Below are 18,090 nucleotides of genomic sequence, written 5' to 3' on the forward strand. Positions count from 1 at the left end.
AATACCTCACTAATTACTTCTATAATTAATATAAAATTAATTTAAAACTTTAATTTGCTTTAATTCACTAATCAAATTTATATTTGATTTTGTACAATTCCGTATAACTTCTTTGCATTTTCGCTTGTTATGTCAATTACCTCATCGGAACTTATACCTTTAATTTCAGCAATTTTACTTACAACATAAGGGAGATTAAATGAATCATTTCTCTTACCTCTGTTTGGAACAGGTGCAAGATATGGACAATCTGTTTCTATAACCATTCTGTCCATAGGCATATACTCCACAACTTCCTGAAGTTTTTTTGCATTATTAAAAGTAACAACGCCGCCAATTCCAAGATAAAATCCCATATCTAAAAACTGCTTTGCCATTTCTTTAGTATATGAGAAACAATGAATAACTCCGCCAATTTCATCTGCCTTATTTGACTTCATTACATCGTATGTATCTTTTGCAGCATCTCTACTGTGAATAATAATTGGAAGTTCTGCTTTTCTTGCAATGTCCATCTGTCTTTCAAAAGCTGCAATCTGCTGCTCCCTATTGTCATTCCAATGATAATCCAATCCAATTTCACCAACAGCTACAATCTTAGGTTTATACACGCTCTTAGCTAACCAATTATAATCATCGTCAGTTAGCTCAGCCACTTCGTCAGGATGTACTCCCAACGCTCCGTATACATATGGAAATCTTCTAATTAAACCTATTGTGCTTTTACATGATGCCATTGAAGCTCCAACATTAACAATATACTCAACTCCTCTGTTTCTCATTCTCTCTAAAAGTTGCTCTCTGTCGTCATCAAAAGCCTCGTCATCATAGTGAGCATGTGTATCAAAAATCATTTTATTTCCTCCTGATGCTAAAGCACTATTGCTTTAATGGGTTCAGGGACAAAGCCCCGAACCTACATATAACTTTAGCAGATTTCACTTCCTGCTACAATATCCTTATCAACTGTTACAACAGAAAGATTTCCTTCGTCATCTCCTGCTGCAAGAATCATACCCTGTGATTCAACACCACAAAGTTTACATGGTTTTAAGTTAGTAATAACAGCCACTTTCTTTCCAACCATTTCTTCAGGCTTATAGTATTTTGCAATACCGGAAACAATCTGTCTTGTTTCTGCGCCAATCTTAATCTGTGAAACTAAAAGTTTCTTTGCCTTCTTAACAGGCTCGCACTTAATAACTTCACCAACCTGAATCTGGATTTTGTCAAAGTCATCAATTGTAATTTCAGGCTTCTTTTCAACTTCAGGATATTTTTCTCCCTGAACTTCTGCCTTCTGTGCTTCCTCGATTTCCTTAACTTTTTCCATTACTTCCTTCTGGTCCATTCTGGCAAAAAGAATTTCAGGCTTTTCTACAACCTTGTTTCCTGACTGGTATTTACCAAATTCAGTCATATCATCAAAAGCTCTTGGTGCACCGTTAATCTGTGCTAAAATCTTTGCTGATGTTTCAGGCATAAATGGCTCAAGTAAACTTGCACCAATATTAATTGCTTCAATTAAATTGTAAAGAACTGTTGCAAGTCTGTCCTGCTGTGTCTCGTCCTTTGCCAAAGCCCAAGGCATTGTTTCATCAATATATTTGTTACTTCTCTTAAATAATGCAAAAATTTCTGTAATTGCATCTGCAACACGTAATTTATCCATTTTTTCTGCTGCTTTAACAGGTGCTTCTAATACAACTTTCTTAAAGTCTGCATCAACGTCACCTTCTACACCCTTGTTTTCAACAACGCCGCCAAAATATTTATTTGACATTGAAATTGTTCTGTTTATAAGGTTTCCTAATGTATTTGCAAGGTCTGAGTTCATTCTCTCAACCATTAAATCCCATGTAATAGTTCCATCATTTTCAAATGGCATTTCATGAAGTACAAAGTATCTAACTGCATCTACGCCAAAAATACTTGCTAAATCATCAGCATAAATCACATTACCCTTTGACTTACTCATCTTACCATCACCCTGCAATAACCAAGGATGTCCAAATACCTGCTTTGGAAGTGGAAGGTCAAGTGCCATAAGCATAATTGGCCAATAAATTGTATGGAATCTTAAAATATCTTTTCCAATTAAATGAAGGTCTGCAGGCCAATATTTTTCAAACATTGGATCACTGTTTCCATCAAGGTCAAATCCTAATCCTGTAATATAGTTTGATAATGCGTCAATCCATACATAAACTACGTGGTCCGGATCAAAGTCTACAGGAATGCCCCACTTAAATGATGTTCTTGAAACGCACAAATCCTGAAGTCCCGGAAGAAGGAAGTTGTTCATCATTTCATTCTTTCTTGATTCAGGCTGAATAAATTCAGGATGAGTGTTAATGTGTTCAATTAATCTGTCTGCATATTTGCTCATTCTAAAGAAGTAAGCTTCTTCCTTTGCAGGAGTTACTTCTCTTCCACAGTCAGGACATTTTCCATCAACTAACTGTGATTCTGTAAAGAATGACTCACAAGGTGTGCAGTACATTCCTTCATAATATCCTTTATAAATATCACCCTGATCATATAATTTTTTAAAGATTTTCTGAACCTGTTTTTCATGGTCAGGGTCTGTTGTTCTAATAAATTTGTCATATGATGTGTTCATCTGATCCCAGATTTCTTTAATAACACCTGCTGTTTTATCAACAAATTCCTTTGGTGTTACTCCTGCTTCTGCTGCCTTTATTTCGATTTTCTGTCCATGTTCATCTGTTCCTGTCTGAAATCTTACGTCATATCCCTGCTGTCTTTTAAAACGTACAATACTGTCTGCCAAAATTGCTTCGTAAGTATTGCCAATATGTGGCTTGCCTGATGTGTACGCAATTGCTGTTGTTAAATAATATGTTTTGCTCATTTTACTTCTCCTTCTACTATTTTTCTGAAATCCCATTTTATTTCTACACTCTCTACAGTCTAACTGTGAAATTTATCTAATAGAATTTCCTTTTATATGAAAAAAATCCCTCCCGTCTTCTTGTAAAGACGAGAGGGTTGACTTCGTGGTACCACTTTACTTTATCTGAAATTTCATTATCTATTCATAATCAATCATCAAAATATCTTCAATGAAATATGTTAAACTTTCAGACCTCATTAACACTATAACGGGTGTAACCGTTGACGGCTCATATAATATACTCACCTTCACCGCTCCAGGGCCATCTTCAACTTTCACTCCACTGTTCCTTTTCACCAACCAGAACTCTCTGTTAGCTTTGTTAGAGTTTACTCTTCCTTTCAACGCGTTTGTCATACCCACTAATTCTATTATTTTATAGGTAGTTTGTCAATTATGTATTTAGTAAAATCGTGGAATTTTAGCTGGATTTATACCTACACTAATTTCCATTATTTTTACAAAAAATATAACTGTATCGATTTACAAACAACAATTTTTCTGATTTCTCCTTTTTAATCTCAAAAGTGTCATTCTCATACTCTATTAAAATTTTCTTTGTATCTTCATCATAATATGCATTATAACCATTTTCTTTAAGTTCCTTAAGCACGCTTTCTTCTGAATCAAAACTGCTAAATCTATAAAACTTGTATCCAAAATAATCTTTATGATTCTTTAACTTTATTGATACTTCCTGATTATTTTCATTGACCACAACATACTGCTCATCATTTGAGAATTTTACAAAACCAATGCCTACAGCACTAACAACTATAACGCCGATTATAATTAATAAAATTGATATTGGTCTTTTTTTATTTTTTGTAACCTTTTTCACAATAAAGCAAATAAGAATTATTACAATCAATGCGATTAATGCAAGACATATCTCCATAATTTTTACCAATCTTTCCTGTATAAATTTTATTATATCTTCATGGTTGTATTAAACGAACCTATTTATCCAAATCAGAAATATATTCACCTTCCTCGCTAACAGATACACCTGCTTTTTTGATATACACATTGCCGTTTTTTATAATAAAAAATATCTTAAAGCTCTCTGCATTCTCAGTCTTTTCTGATTTTGAGGAATTCTTTAACTTTCCACTAAAAGTTTCATTAATCCAAACTGTTTTTTCATTCCAGTCTGCTTCATCCCATAAACCTTCAGCTTCTTTTACGTCTAAGCCATCATATTCCTTATACATATCTTGTACATAATCATATAATTTCTTCCCAGCCTCACTGTCTATGGCATCACTATCTATATTTCCCTTTATAGATTCTGATACTATTTTTTCTATGTCGTGATAATATTCCTGATGTCTGTAGTCATTTATACAAAATATTGCCACTGTCATTAGGCATAAAATTATTATACCTATAAGAATTCTTTTCTTAGACATAAAATGCCCCTTTCCTGTGTAATGTTATTTAAAAAATATTATCCCACTCTCTATCTGCATTATATTTGCTATGATATATTCTTTTAATTTCATACCCAAAAGAATAACACAAAAAGTCATCTTTTCCTTCTTTGCTGTCTCCTATATCAACTCCCCATTTTTTTAATTCCTTCTTATTATCAAAAACTATTTGCTATTTTTCTGTTATTCTTTTTTTTCTTATTTTATCAAAAAAGCCTCAAAAAACCTATCCTCCTAGATTTTTTGAAGCTTTTCACAAAACCAACTGCCAGTGTTTATTCAAAGCGCCAAAGCCGCCATCCTCTGCCTGTTGATTCCTTTCTTTTGTTCTTCATTTTCAACCTAGCGCTCGCTAGTCATTTTCATTCTCTCTTTTACAATGCCCCAAATTAACACTACAAGAATCATCAAATACGCCCACACTAATATGTTGGATAATTTTTTGATTAACATAAAAATTATCAAGCTTATGCTATAGAAAAGAAGCGCTCTGTTTTTAAATACTTTTTTCTCGTTTTCAGATAATCTTCTATTATCATTTTCAACCGGACTAAATATCAATATTAATACTCCCAAAAATAATGCAATTAGTCCCTTAACAATTATCGGCAAGTATAACATTTTATAACCAAGAATTATCAATGTAAACAAAATGGTGGACATTACGACACATCTTGGTAAAGTTTTCGCATGATAGCCACCTGCATAAACTCTAATAGAAATAAAAGCGATTAATATAACCGCTCCCGGAATAAGTTCTCTCATAAGAAAAGATATAACAACCATTCCCAATATTTCTGCCAATGTAATTAATCCATATTTTACGCCGAATGCGATTATGTCTGCGTCTTCCCTTTTAACATCGCTATGCTGAATAATAAAATTAGTTAGCATGTTTGTCATTTTATCTATTTCCTTTGTAGTTCTTTTCATTTGTTACTTCATGGTAATTTTTAAATCTTACCAATTAAATTTTTCCTATTTGAATTTTCTAAGTTTTTCTGCTCCCTTTGGAAGTTCCGGCTGATGTAAAAAAGCAAAACAACCTGTTGTTGCAACACCAGATGTTACTGTAACAGCTACAGCAGCTAAAACATTTGCAAAGCCTTTTATAAATTTTTCCTTTTTCATAATGTTTTTCCTCCTTTCCTTTTTATGCCTTATACGATAGCACATTTTTGCCCCAAAAGTTCACTTTTGCGATAAACGGTAGTTTTTTGGGAATGAACGACACTTTTTTCTTGCAATTTAAGAAATTTTTCTTGTTTTTTCTCGGAATTTGTAGATTTATAAGTAGCATAAAAGGACTTCCTATCATATAGAAAAAGCTACTTAAATATCCTAATAATAAAATTTAAGCAGCTTTTCAAAATAAAAACTTTTTAAGGTTATCTTTTTACATGAAAATGCACATTTTTGTTTTGAACATATTTCCATCCTGCTCTGCATCATATACACTTTCGTACTTATTCAAAATTTCTTTTATGTTTTTGATTCCATACCCATGATTTACTGTATCTTTTTTGGTTGTCTTTACATTGTTCATATCCACTTTATTATTTGTAGTATTATGTATCTCAATGTCTAATTTGTGTTTTCTATAGGTTATATAAATTTTTATGTACTTTTCTTCTGTTTGTTCTGCTGCCTCAATGCTGTTATCAAGGAGATTTCCCAGAATAATATTGAAATCATAAAATGATATGTCCAGTTTTTCCAGCAGTACAATTTCTGTGTCTACTTTTATGTCCTTTTCATACATTTCCTGAAGTTTGTAATTTAGTATGCTGTCAATTACTATATTTCCGGACTCTATATATTTGTTTGCCTGATTAAAGCCTGCATTAATTTCCTGCAAATACTTGTTAAGTTCCTCATAATTTTTACTTTCACTTAAAGTTTCCAGCATGGAAAAATGTTTCTTGAATTCATGTTTTAATGCTCTGATTTTTTCAACAGAATCATTCATTGTTTTCAACTGTTGTTCCTGATATTTTGTTTGTAACTCCAGCTCTCTACTTTTACTTTCTAACTTGTAATTTTTCGCCACCTCATCATATAAGTAGAAAACGAAAACATTTATAACAATCAAAATAATTACACAAGTTATAATTGCAACATCATTGTGTGTTATATTTCTACAAAATAGATAAAACATTACTATTGATGATATTGGTAGGAATATTGATATTATCCAATATACTGCTGAAATATGTTCTCCGTCACGTATGTTGCTAAAGTTTCTCAACAACAATACTACAACAAGCTGAACGATTGGAAGGCACACTGTTCCTGTTAATGAATAATACTCATTTCGTTGGAATACTTCCGGGGTAAAGGCTCCTACACCAAATGCCACTATCCCTTCAGACAAACACATTGTCGCCATAAATAGAAATACAGATGCTATTTGTTTCTTAACTGTTCCTTTATATGTAATAGCCGTTACGATAATTCCTAAAAAAGAGCATACTGTATTTAATACCGGAATATTAAATAGTAAATATGGAAAAGATATGAGACAATATGTTATAAAATATGCCATATAAGATTGTATCCTATTAGTTCTCTGTTCTTTGAAAAAACCTTTACATAATATATCTATTTCATATACCTGTAAAATTCCTGTTGCTAAAAAAATTATAGTTTCCATTATCTAAACGAATCCTCCTCGTACTTAGACCATATTTCTTTTATTTTTTGTACATATTTTCTGCCAACAGCTATAGTTTTTCCATTACTCAATATAAGATTTTTATTAACATAACGTTCTATATACTTTGCATTTACTGCATAGGATTTATGACACTTAACTATGTAATACATGCCAAATTCATCTTCTATGTTCTTGATGCTTCCTCGAATTTGTGTCATCTTTCCATCATTAGTATATACATCCAGATTTTTCTCACGAGCCTCAATATAAATTATATCTCCAATGTATATACCCTTCTTCACACCGTTTTCATTGTACTTTAAAATTGCTCTATTGTTTCTATTTCTATCCACATATTTTTTCAAATCATTGAAAACCATTTCTTTTTCTATAGGTTTCAAGTGAAAATTCTGCGGTTCCAAATCAAACAGCTTTTCGCAATAAATATTTTTACCTGAAATAAATACTATACTTACTAAGCGTTCATCATATTTTTCTACAATAATTTTTCCTAAATCAATTCCTGTTTTTTTCGGTAATTCTATATCTAGAAATATCATGTCGAAAAAATATCCTGTTTTCATTTTTTCAATTAAAGTCTCTGCACTATAAAAAACGTCCACTGTTATATCGACACTTTCTATAGTTTTGTATTCCTTCACCCATTTTTCTATTTTTGTACAACAACCTTTATCGTCATCACACACTACTATATGCATACAGATTCCTTTCTCCTGAACACTTTTTTACATTTATCCTTTTGTCTGTACAATTTTTCATATAATCTTTATTTTATCATTATTTATGAATCTTTTCGACCTTATTTTTCTAATATTTTAAAATATTTATTGACTACCTACACTATTTTTTTGTATTTATCCTATGAGCTTTTTGCATAATTTGACATATTACTCCTTTTTTTTGTACAATTATCTAAGTTTATGTAACGTTTAATCAGATTCTTATAATTCTTTTCATATAATAATCTGTTTAAATATATTTTAATAATAATTTAGGAGGGGGATAACAATGGCAAAATTTTGTATCCACTGCGGTAAACCGCTAGAAGACGGCGAAGTGTGCAACTGCCAGGATAATGTAACAACTAATCCAAATGCACAAAACTCTAATAATGAAACTACAAACCCAAACACTTGCAACCCAGAATCTGACATTAATTCTGTAAATGCAGAGAGCTCCATTGCTTCTGAAAATAATAATTCTTCAAGCAATAAAGATAAAAATCAGAATAGCAATTCACAGTCAGCAACTAATGAAAATGCAAACAGTAACTCCTCAGATACTAAAGCAACTTTCGAAGCTGGTAAAGCAAATGCTGTTTTTGAAAAGTTTAAATTCATCTTTTCAAAATTCACAAGTTTCTTTAAATCACCAACAGGTATTGCAAAAGAATTCGCAGATAAGAAAGATTCTACCTACGGCATCTTAATGATTTGCACAAATATAATCGTAACATTTCTTATGTTTTTTATACTTATTAGTACAAGTGCAACAGCTTTATACCGTATACCTATTTTGGGTTCGCTTATAAGTAATTCTGCTTTTTCAGTCTCACTTATGTTTGCTTTAATATTTGCAGCTTACTATTTTGCATTGGCTGGTTTACTCGTTTTAACAACAAGTACATTCTTTAAAGGTTCGATGAAATTCAGCGATGCTGTTTCATTAGTAGGTGTTAATGCTTTTATTAATACTATCGTACTTGTGGTTTCAGTTATATTAATGATGATTATTCCGCTTTTGGGAATGTTAGTTTTATATGTCGGAATGATATATGCATCCTTAATGTTTATAATTAGCTATATTGATTTAGCTGATATTAGCTCTGACAAAAAAGGATATGCTTTATTAATTTCTTTTGTTTTAACTATTGTTGCCGTTGCGATTGTAGCTTCAATGGCTGCATCAATGGTAGGTTCATCTATTTCTAATAGTTTAGGCGGATATAGTAGCTATGATAGTTATAGTGACTGGGATTTTTAATTGGAAAGCAACATTTTTCCTTTCGCACGAGTGTGCTTCCCTAGTGGAACGTTTTTTATATAATAAGAAATTCTAAAGGAATTTCTTATTATATAAAAAAAACAGCGGGCCACCCGTAGGTGAAACCCGCCTATTAGAAAGAGATTGTGAATTAGCAATCAGCCATTGTCTTCCCTTCGCCTGTAATTGAAGCAAAATCTGAATTGAATACATCGATTGCTGCATCAATTGCCTTATTCTTAATAAGGTTTTCAATAACTTCGCAACCAATTGTTGCTGCACCAATTCCGTATTTTGTAAGTTCAAGTACCTGCTGTGAGTTCTTAAAGCTTGCTGCAAGAACTTCACATGGAAGATTGTTATTTTCAAAAATATCCTGGATATCCATAGCAACCTGTACGCCATTGTATCCAAAGTTATCTATTCTATTAATGTAAGGTGCTGTGTATTTAGCTCCAGCCTTTGCAGCTAAGAATGCCTGCATTGGTGTGTAAATAGCAGTAGCTGTAATATTTACTCCCTGTGGTGCTAAAGTCTTCATAGCCTTTAAGCCCTGTGGAGTTGTAGGAATCTTTACAAATGTATTTTCTCCTAATTTTTCTCTAATAACGCCAGCTTCTTTAATCATTCCTTCAGCATCTTTTGATACTACCTGTACGTGAAGCTCGCCATCTTTTCCAACGATTTCTCTAAGTTCTGATAAAACTTCGTAAGGATTTCTTCCGCTTTTTGCAAGAATTGATGGGTTAGTTGTTACACCATCACATGGATATAAATCCCAAATTTCCTTAACCTTAGCTATGTTTGCATCATCAATAATAAATTTCATTTTGATACCTCCAAATTTTCTCTTTCTTTATTGTTTATTTAAATTAACATTAAGTTAATTAGGTACATATTAATCTTTAATTTCAATTTTTATCTGTAATTTATTTTAGATATTGTGACCTTTGTCTTCTGCACTTACACTATATTTCTAAAATGAGATTTTTTACTCCATTATCTGTAGCAATTTTTCCAAATGCTCTCATTTGTTCATCGCTATATAACGGTGGGTTATCTTCAAAACAGAACTGCTTGTCAACCATATCATATTTTGCCTGTGCTAATGGATTGTAATTAAGTATCTCGTACTTAACATCAGGATAAATATCTGATATGAATCTTGCAATTCCTGCAATGTTTTCTTCACTGGTAGTCATTCCCGGAATCAAAGGTGTTCTTATAATTACATCCTTCGCTTTCTTTGAGGATAACAACCATTCCAAATTCTGTTTTATAAGTTCATTGTCCACACCGGTATATTTCTTATGGTCTGCTGAATCAATAATTTTCAAATCCGCAAAAACATGATCAATATACTTCATTGCTTCCTGATATATTCTTGTTGGTATGTGAGAAGCAGTTTCAATTGTTGTAGCAATGTTCTTTTTCTTTAATTCTTTTAAAACTTCAATTGCAAACTCATGCTGGTATAAAGGTTCACCGCCCGAAAGAGTAACTCCACCACCGTACTTAAAAAATGGTGCATCTTTGCTGGCCTCTTCTACAACTTCCTCTACTGTCATTTTCCTTGAATCCATTGTCAATGCAACTGCCGGACAACTATCAATTATATGTTCCCAATCTTCTTCCTTAGAAACATCTAATTTAATCTTGCCCTCTTCTTCTGTTACACCACCATTTTCTGACAGGTGAACACAAGTCTTACAATGAATACACTTGTTTGGAAAATATAGTGGTCTTTGCTTTATGGAAATGCCTTCCGGATTCTGACACCATACACAATTAAGAGTACACCCTTTTAAAAAAATTGTAGTTCGTATTCCATTACCATCATGTGTTGAAAATCTTTTAAAATCAAAAACATATCCTTTCATATGACTCATCCCTTCCAAACACTTTTATGTTATCTCCGGTGGTTCAACCACCGGAGTTTTTTAGATATCGTTATAACTTGTTCTTGCAATAATTTCATCCTGTAATTCTCCTGCAAGTTCTACGAAATATGCTGTATAACCTGCAACACGAACTGTTAAGTTTCTATACTGTTCAGGATTCTTCTTAGCTGCTAACAAGTCTTCTTTATTAACTACGTTGAACTGAATATGTGGAATTTCTAAATCTACAAATGTTCTAAGCATCTTAGCAAACTTATCAATTCCGTTCTCTGTCTTAAAGAATTCAGGTAAAAACTTCATATTAAGAAGTCCACCGTTTGTTGTCCAGTTCTTATCAAGTCTTGATACTGATTTAAGAACTGCTGTAGGGCCATGTTCGTCACGACCATATACCGGTGACATACCACCATCTGCTAATGGTGTTCCTGAATATCTTCCATCAGGAGATGCACCAACATTTTCACCCATAGGTACATGCGCAGAAACTGTATACATTCCTGTATGATATTTTCCACCACGATAGTTTTTGAAATTTCCAATTCTTTCTCTGAAATATCCTGCCCATTTTGCTCCTAATTCATCAACCCATTCTACGTCATTTCCGTATTTTGGAACTTTGTTAAGAAGCATTGTTCTAAGGATTTCATCGTCTTTATAGTTTGTCTGAAGGGCTTTTAACAATCTTTCCTTGCTAACTTTTCCTTCATCATATACTAACTGTTTAATTGCTGCCAAACTATCTGCAAGGTTTGCAATCTGAATCATCTGAATGCCTGATAAGTTGTATTTTGCTCCACCTTTTGTTACATCCATTCCCTTATCCATACAGTTTTTGATTACTGATGATAAGAAAGGTGTTGGAAGAAGATCCATATGAGCCTGTTCAACCTGTTCACATGCGAGAATCATCTTATCCATAAAGTAATCGATGTTTTCCTTGAACGCTTTCTCTAAATCTTCAAATGTATCAAATGTTGTTAAGTTACCTCTGTCAGGTGCCAACTGTTTTCCTGTTATTAAGCACTTACCATTATTTAATGTAAGTTCTAATGCCTTGTTTAAGTTAAACATTGCTGCGTCAGACCAGCCTAAGTTATCTCCCTGTGTTGTAAGTTCTACACAACCAACAATTGCATAATTTCTGGCATCCTTTTCTTCAACGCCTAAATTTTCAATCATTGCTGGAACGATAGCCTTGTCATTAAAGAACTGTGGCATACCACTTCCTAAAGAAACAACTTTAATTGCCTGTTTCAATAATTTATCACTTGTCTTTTCACACAATCTTACTGAAAGGTTAGGTTGTGGAAGACCAATGTGCTCCTGTGCCTTTAAGAATAAATATGATAATTCATTTTCAAAAGCTTCTCCGTTTTCATCCTGACCACCAACTGCAATATTAAATCCAATTGGGAAACCTGCGAAGAACTTGGCACTGTTTTTATTTCTCATATAAACAATCTCATTGAACTTAAGCCATAAGCTTTCGATAATTTCAAGTATTGACTGATTGTCCGCGATTCCTGCATCAATATCATGCTTATAATATGGATACATAAAATTATCGGCTCTTCCCGGTGAGAAAGATGATGCATTTGATTCCATCTGTAAAATAACGAATAAGAACCATAATGCCTGAGCTGCTTCATGAAATGTTTCTGCCGGTCTCTTTGAAATGTTATCGCAAATCTTTGCAACATTTCTCATGTTATCAGCCCATTCAGGATTTTCATCAGCCTGCTCGTTTAAAAGGTCACGATATCTCTGTATAAAATTAATTGTTCCTTCCATAACAGTTACAACACTCTTATAGAAAAGTTTCTTATCTTCGTCTGTTTCCTTTGCATAATGTTCTTCAGCCTCAGCCTTTAATCCAGCCGGCCCTTTCTTTAACCAACCTTCACAGTCAGGGTTAATATGTCCCTGTGCATGGTCTTTCTGGTTAATCTTAACAACCTTTGCAATTTCATCAATTTCTTCACCATATCTTGATCTGAGAACATCCTCTAATGATTTTCCCTGCCAATATGGATAAATAACATCTCTAAAATATTTAATGTCATCTTCATTTACGTTAAATTTGTCCTGGGGTCTTGTTGGAAGAGTTTCAAATTCCTTATCTACCCATGTGCTACCGCTCTCTGGGAATACTACTCCATATCTAACTCCTGCTGTTCTATTTCCAACAATTAATTCTTCTGGTTCAACGCTTATGTTTATTTTCTCAAGAGCATTCTTAAGTGAATATGCTCTCTGCATAATTCTTGGTTCTCCCTCATGCTCTTTGTATGTGTCTGTAATAATTTTTGCCTGCTCTATTGAAGCATATCTAGGAAGAGATAACATTCTATTCTTCAATGTTTCAATTCTATCTGTTTTGATTAAATCACTCATAGTTCCACCTCCTATTTGATAATTTAATTGTACATCCCTGTTTAACCTAAGTCAACGATTTTTTATTGTTTTTTATTACTTTTTATTGTTTTTTATTGTTTCTAGTTAAAAAAAGTCCCATTTTTTATACATTTATTATGTTTTGTATGGAAAATATGTATTTTTTTCCATCATATACTTTTTTATTTTTATATTTTTCCGCTCTTATCTTATAGTCAATATTATACAAAAATCTACATTGTTTTAAAAGAAAAACGTCACATTAATTAATCTGATTTTTTCACTAAATCAAATTCATTAATGCAACGTCTTATCTTAATTTGTAGTTGTAGTTTTCCTAATATAAAACTGTTACTTTCTTGTCTGACAAATGCTTTTGTACTTCTTCACTTGGTTCTTCATCTAAAATAATTCCTTCAAATTCATCTATTGAAGAATATCTGTAATTACCTTCTCTTGCAAACTTAGTGCTTTCCATTAGCATATAGCATTTCTCACTATTTTCCATAATGACTTTTTTGGTTAATGCATCGTCTGTTGTATATGTGTAAACTTTGTTTCTCTTAATGTCTACACCTACAACTCCCATGAATGCCTTGTCAAAACTGAATTCGCCAATTTGTTTATTAGTATATGAACCAATAAAGCCATCACGTCCTCTGTTCAACTTACCACCTACGAAAATCAAATTGGTATCTAAAGATGCTGTAAAACCAAGCATTACATCAATCATGTTAGTTGCAACAGTAACATTAAGGTTAGCTTCAACAATTAACTTAATCAACTCTATATTAATAGTTGAGATATCTAAGAAAATAAAATCTCCTTCTTCTATTAACTCAAATGCTTTTTTTGCAATTTTCTTTTTTTCCTCAACGTTTTTTCCTTTACGTTGAGAAACATAGAGTTCATGAGTATTGACTCTGTTTCTTACTGCTCCACCGTATGTTTTCTTAAGCAGTTCTTTCTTTTCTAATAATGATAAATCTTTTCTAATACTATCTTCAGTGACTTCGAACATTTCACTTAATTCTTTTACTAAGACAGAACCATTAGCATTCACCATCTCTACAATTTTATTTTGTCTTTCCCTAGCTAGCATAATTTCCTCCTTAGTATTGATAGTTCTATTTTCATTTATTTTTCAGTATTTGTCAAATACTCTTTTATTGTTTCTCCAACACCACCATCTTCATTAGAAAGTTTTGTTACATACTTTGCCGCTTTTTTTGCAAGTTCGTTTCCTGATACCATAGCGTAGGACTCTTCGGCTTCTGTCAACATTGTTACATCATTTCCTGAATCACCGAATGCCATTACATTCTTCATGTCTACACCAATCTCGTCACAAAGGAACTTAAGTGCTTTTCCCTTGTCTGCACCAACTGCTGTAATTTCAACATTTCCCTTAAAGCCGGCTGTTATAACTATATCTGTTACTTTTTCTAAATCCTTATATAAATCTTCAATACATTCTTCGGGTGTGTAATCCACATTAAACTTTTCAACATTAGTGTTTCTAACAACATCCATTGGATCATCATACATTTCCATTTTTGTTTTATAATAATCCATGAATTCATTTGGTAATGAACATTTTCTGAAATTATCATATGTATATTGGCTTATAAACCCTTTTTTATCAGCATAAATTTCATATACTAATGGATATTTATTAAAAATATTTACAATTTCTTCTACTTTTTTCTTATCTAAATAGCAGCTTGTCATCACACTGTTGTCTTTTAAGTCTACAACTGCCGCACCATTTGAAATTACAGCATAGTCAATACAACCTAATTTTTCGATTTCACCTGCTGTCAAACTTAGTGAACGACCTGTACTGATAACGTTAATAATTCCTTTTTCCTTGGCCATATTCATTGCTTCTATGTTTACCTTTGGAATTACCATATGGTCTGCCCCTACTAAAGTTCCATCTACATCTGTTGCAATAAGTTTAATGTCCATCTTATCCTCCTGCCTATTGTGTATATTTTGTATATTATCATATCCTGCAAGGTTGGTTATTTAATGTAACATGTAGTTTATGCTACTCCTAACACAAAGCACACATTAATTTAGCACGTAATTTCATAGTATAAAAAATAACTTCCTGCATTTATGAACCATTACTCATATTAGCATATTTACCTTATAAATACAAAAATCCTCCAAAGCGCGTGCACCTTCAATTAACTATCTGGTACACGCGCCGGGGGAGTTTATGCTATGCTAACTTTATTTTAAAATATCTAAAACCTCTTCTTCAGTATTGCACTGCATTACCTTGTCAGCTAATGCCTTGCATTCTTCTACTGTACAATTTGAAATCGTCTTTCTTGTCTTTAATACGCTTGTTGCGCTTACACTAAACTCATCAAGACCAAATGCAAGTAGTAATGGAATTAACTTAGAATCTGCTGCTGCTTCACCACACATACCTACCATAATGCCTTCCTTCTTACCACATTCAATGATTCTCTTAATTGAACGAAGTACAGCCGGCTGGTATGTTGAGTAAAGATATGCAACCTTAGCATTTCCTCTGTCAACTGCCATTGTATAACCTGTTAAGTCATTAGTTCCAATACTAAAGAATGCTGCTTCTTTTGCTAAGATATCAGCAATCATACATGCTGCTGAAGTTTCCATCATAACACCAATCTCAAGATTCTTGTTATATGCAATTCCTTCACCATCAAGTTCTTTCATAATATCAGCAACCATTGCCTTAACGCTACGAAGCTCGTCCACACAAGTTACTAATGGAACCATTATTTTAATCTTTCCAAATGCACTTGCTCTTACTAAAGCTCTAAGCTGTGTCTTATATAAATCAGTTCTCTGTAAACAATAACGAATAGCTCTAAATCCTAAAAATGGATTTTCCTCTTCTTCTAATCCTAAATAAGGAATAGCCTTGTCACCACCAATATCTAATGTTCTGATGATTACCGGTTTACCCTTCATTGTTTCAGCTACTGACTTGTAAGCTTCAAACTGTTCCTCTTCTGTTGGAACACTGTCTCTATCCATAAATAAGAATTCAGTTCTGAATAAACCAATTCCTTCGCCATCACATTCAACAGCTTTCTTTGCATCTTCTGGTTTTCCAATGTTGCAAACTAATTCAACCTTTGTACCATCCTTTGTTACTGATGGTTTTCCGGCATACTCTGCAAGTAAAGCTTTTTCTTTCTTGTAATCAGCTAATTTCTGTTCATATTCTTTTACAGTATCCTCATCAGGATTTACAATTGCTTCTCCACTTGTACCGTCTATCGCAACTACGTCACCGTTTTTAACAATACTGCAAATACCTTCGATACTAAGTACGGCTGGAATCTCCATTGCTCTTGCAAGAATTGCTGAATGTGACGTTCTACCACCTACTTCTGTTAAAATTCCTGCAATATTATCAGGGTTAATTCCTGCTGTCATTGATGGTGTTAAATCTCTGGCAACCAAAACAGTATTTGCTGGTACCTGTGATATATCGACTTCTTCAATACCTAGAAGAATTTTAATCATTCTTGTTTTAATATCTCTAAAATCTGTTGCTCTTTGCTGAAGTAATTCATCAGGAATCTGTGCAAACATTTCTGCTGTCTGCTCTAAAACCTGGTCTACAGCCATTTCTGCTGTAATCTTTTCAGCTACTAAAAGAGTAGAAATCTGCTCCTCAATCATAGGATCCTGAAGCATCTGGATATGTCCTCTAAGAATATCTGCATCTTTTTTGCCAACTGTAACATCCATTTTTTCTGCCATCTGATTTGTAATTTCTACAAACTTCTCAATGGCATCCTGAAGACGTTTAATTTCATTATCAGTATCTGTTACTTTCTTATTTTCAATGTTAATTTCATGTTCTTCAATTATAACAACTTTTCCGATTCCGATTCCCTCAGAACCTGCAATACCCTTGTACATAATCTTACCTCTTATTCACCAAAATTCTGGCTTTCTAATTCAACAACTTTTGCCATTGCTTCTTCTTCGTCAGCTCCATCACATTCGAAAGTTACTTCTGCACCTTTCTTAATGCAAGCTGAAATAATATTAATAAGGCTCTTTGCGTTGATTCTCTTATCTCCAAATACGATTGTAACATCACATGCGAATTTTCCCATTTCCTTTGCTACAACTCCTGCTGGTCTCATGTGTAATCCTTCCGGATTGTTTACTGTTAATGTTCTACTTACCATTTTAATTTCCTCCTAATTTAAAAATCTCTCTCTTTTTTCTTTAATAATTCATATATGTTAATTGCTTATGCAATAATTTTCTACTTTAATTAATCGTTCCTATATCATTATTAAAGTCTTTCATGTGCTTTATATTTTTTTATAAGGCAGGCAATAACTACCTGCCTTATATCATTTCTATGATCATAAATGCCTATAATCGATCAAGTAATAACGCTTCATAAAAGCAGGATTTTGGCTAATCCTTTATAAACTTTATTTATGCATTAAGCATTGAAATCATTTTAGCTACAATAGCATCTGCCTGCTTAATTGCTGGGCTGATTCCAATTTTTACTTTCTTAAGGTTGTCAAATCTTTCAACGTTCTTAATAGGCATATCTGTTGTAAGAATAACAGCATCTGCTGATTCTACATCTGCCTTTGTAATCTGATTTTCAATTCCGATTGAACCCTGTGTTTCAACCTTGCATTCAACTCCTGCTTTTTCACATGCCTGCTGAATTGCTTCAGCTGCCATATAAGTATGTGCTACCCCTGATGGGCAAGCTGTAACTGCTAAAAATTTCATATC

17 protein-coding genes and 1 other annotated feature are annotated in these 18,090 nt (G+C 32.9%); of the genes, 1 reads left to right on the forward strand and 16 read right to left on the reverse strand.

Annotated features, from left to right (window positions below; translation table 11 throughout):
• Window positions 1-77 precede the first annotated feature (77 nt).
• The 8 genes from ACQY63_RS08515 to ACQY63_RS08550 all read right to left on the reverse strand — a co-directional run bounded on the left by ACQY63_RS08515 (window position 78) and on the right by ACQY63_RS08550 (window position 7,725).
• Window positions 78-854 (reverse strand): TatD family hydrolase, encoded by a 777-nt coding sequence (locus tag ACQY63_RS08515; protein ID WP_022165963.1) that lies wholly within the window; start codon window positions 852-854, stop codon window positions 78-80.
• Window positions 855-928: 74 nt separating this feature from the next.
• Window positions 929-2,875: a methionine--tRNA ligase gene (metG, locus tag ACQY63_RS08520; protein ID WP_412623108.1), complete on the reverse strand. Its 1,947-nt coding sequence runs from the start codon at window positions 2,873-2,875 to the stop codon at window positions 929-931.
• Window positions 2,876-2,996: 121 nt separating this feature from the next.
• Window positions 2,997-3,271, reverse strand: a binding site (T-box leader).
• A gap of 88 nt (window positions 3,272-3,359) precedes the next feature.
• Window positions 3,360-3,815, reverse strand: a complete 456-nt coding sequence (locus ACQY63_RS08525) for a hypothetical protein (protein WP_412623109.1) — start codon at window positions 3,813-3,815, stop codon at window positions 3,360-3,362.
• Window positions 3,816-3,876: 61 nt separating this feature from the next.
• On the reverse strand, window positions 3,877-4,329 hold the full coding sequence (locus ACQY63_RS08530) for a hypothetical protein (RefSeq protein WP_022165967.1): 453 nt from the start codon (window positions 4,327-4,329) through the stop codon (window positions 3,877-3,879).
• A 363-nt stretch (window positions 4,330-4,692) separates the two neighbouring features.
• Window positions 4,693-5,283, reverse strand: a complete 591-nt coding sequence (locus ACQY63_RS08535) for an accessory gene regulator ArgB-like protein (protein ID WP_022165968.1) — start codon at window positions 5,281-5,283, stop codon at window positions 4,693-4,695.
• Between the two features lie 45 nt (window positions 5,284-5,328).
• Window positions 5,329-5,481: a cyclic lactone autoinducer peptide gene (locus ACQY63_RS08540; RefSeq protein WP_022165969.1), complete on the reverse strand. Its 153-nt coding sequence runs from the start codon at window positions 5,479-5,481 to the stop codon at window positions 5,329-5,331.
• Between the two features lie 265 nt (window positions 5,482-5,746).
• Window positions 5,747-7,003, reverse strand: a complete 1,257-nt coding sequence (locus ACQY63_RS08545) for a sensor histidine kinase (protein ID WP_022165970.1) — start codon at window positions 7,001-7,003, stop codon at window positions 5,747-5,749.
• Window positions 7,003-7,725: a LytR/AlgR family response regulator transcription factor gene (locus ACQY63_RS08550; protein WP_022165971.1), complete on the reverse strand. Its 723-nt coding sequence runs from the start codon at window positions 7,723-7,725 to the stop codon at window positions 7,003-7,005. The genes ACQY63_RS08545 and ACQY63_RS08550 overlap by 1 nt, the downstream gene beginning before the upstream one ends.
• A 310-nt stretch (window positions 7,726-8,035) precedes the next feature.
• On the opposite strand from ACQY63_RS08550, the gene ACQY63_RS08555 reads away from it, so the two are divergent.
• Complete coding sequence (locus ACQY63_RS08555; RefSeq protein WP_022165972.1) at window positions 8,036-9,010, forward strand: Yip1 family protein; 975 nt, start codon at window positions 8,036-8,038, stop codon at window positions 9,008-9,010.
• Window positions 9,011-9,161: 151 nt separating this feature from the next.
• Here the strand turns inward: ACQY63_RS08555 and ACQY63_RS08560 are convergent, their stop codons facing one another.
• The 8 genes from ACQY63_RS08560 to ACQY63_RS08595 all read right to left on the reverse strand — a co-directional run bounded on the left by ACQY63_RS08560 (window position 9,162) and on the right by ACQY63_RS08595 (window position 18,087).
• Entirely contained in the window at window positions 9,162-9,839 is a 678-nt protein-coding gene (locus ACQY63_RS08560) for a transaldolase family protein (RefSeq protein WP_022165973.1), read from the reverse strand.
• A 139-nt stretch (window positions 9,840-9,978) separates the two neighbouring features.
• Window positions 9,979-10,890, reverse strand: a complete 912-nt coding sequence (locus tag ACQY63_RS08565; protein WP_022165974.1) for a glycyl-radical enzyme activating protein — start codon at window positions 10,888-10,890, stop codon at window positions 9,979-9,981.
• A gap of 60 nt (window positions 10,891-10,950) precedes the next feature.
• Window positions 10,951-13,305 carry a glycyl radical protein gene (locus ACQY63_RS08570; RefSeq protein WP_022165975.1) on the reverse strand — a complete coding sequence of 785 codons (2,355 nt, stop codon included), beginning with the start codon at window positions 13,303-13,305 and terminating at the stop codon, window positions 10,951-10,953.
• Between the two features lie 337 nt (window positions 13,306-13,642).
• On the reverse strand, window positions 13,643-14,407 hold the full coding sequence (locus ACQY63_RS08575) for a DeoR/GlpR family DNA-binding transcription regulator (RefSeq protein ID WP_022165976.1): 765 nt from the start codon (window positions 14,405-14,407) through the stop codon (window positions 13,643-13,645).
• A gap of 35 nt (window positions 14,408-14,442) precedes the next feature.
• Window positions 14,443-15,276, reverse strand: a complete 834-nt coding sequence (locus ACQY63_RS08580) for a Cof-type HAD-IIB family hydrolase (protein WP_022165977.1) — start codon at window positions 15,274-15,276, stop codon at window positions 14,443-14,445.
• A gap of 270 nt (window positions 15,277-15,546) precedes the next feature.
• A complete protein-coding gene (ptsP, locus tag ACQY63_RS08585) occupies window positions 15,547-17,241 on the reverse strand; it encodes a phosphoenolpyruvate--protein phosphotransferase (protein WP_022165978.1) in 1,695 nt (564 codons plus the stop codon).
• A gap of 11 nt (window positions 17,242-17,252) precedes the next feature.
• Window positions 17,253-17,516 carry an HPr family phosphocarrier protein gene (locus ACQY63_RS08590; protein ID WP_022165979.1) on the reverse strand — a complete coding sequence of 88 codons (264 nt, stop codon included), beginning with the start codon at window positions 17,514-17,516 and terminating at the stop codon, window positions 17,253-17,255.
• Between the two features lie 259 nt (window positions 17,517-17,775).
• On the reverse strand, window positions 17,776-18,087 hold the full coding sequence (locus ACQY63_RS08595; RefSeq protein WP_022165980.1) for a PTS fructose-like transporter subunit IIB: 312 nt from the start codon (window positions 18,085-18,087) through the stop codon (window positions 17,776-17,778).
• Window positions 18,088-18,090: the final 3 nt, after the last annotated feature.

The organism is Eubacterium sp. Marseille-QA0814 (assembly GCF_965119675.1).
Classification (GTDB): domain Bacteria; phylum Bacillota; class Clostridia; order Lachnospirales; family Lachnospiraceae; genus Eubacterium_G.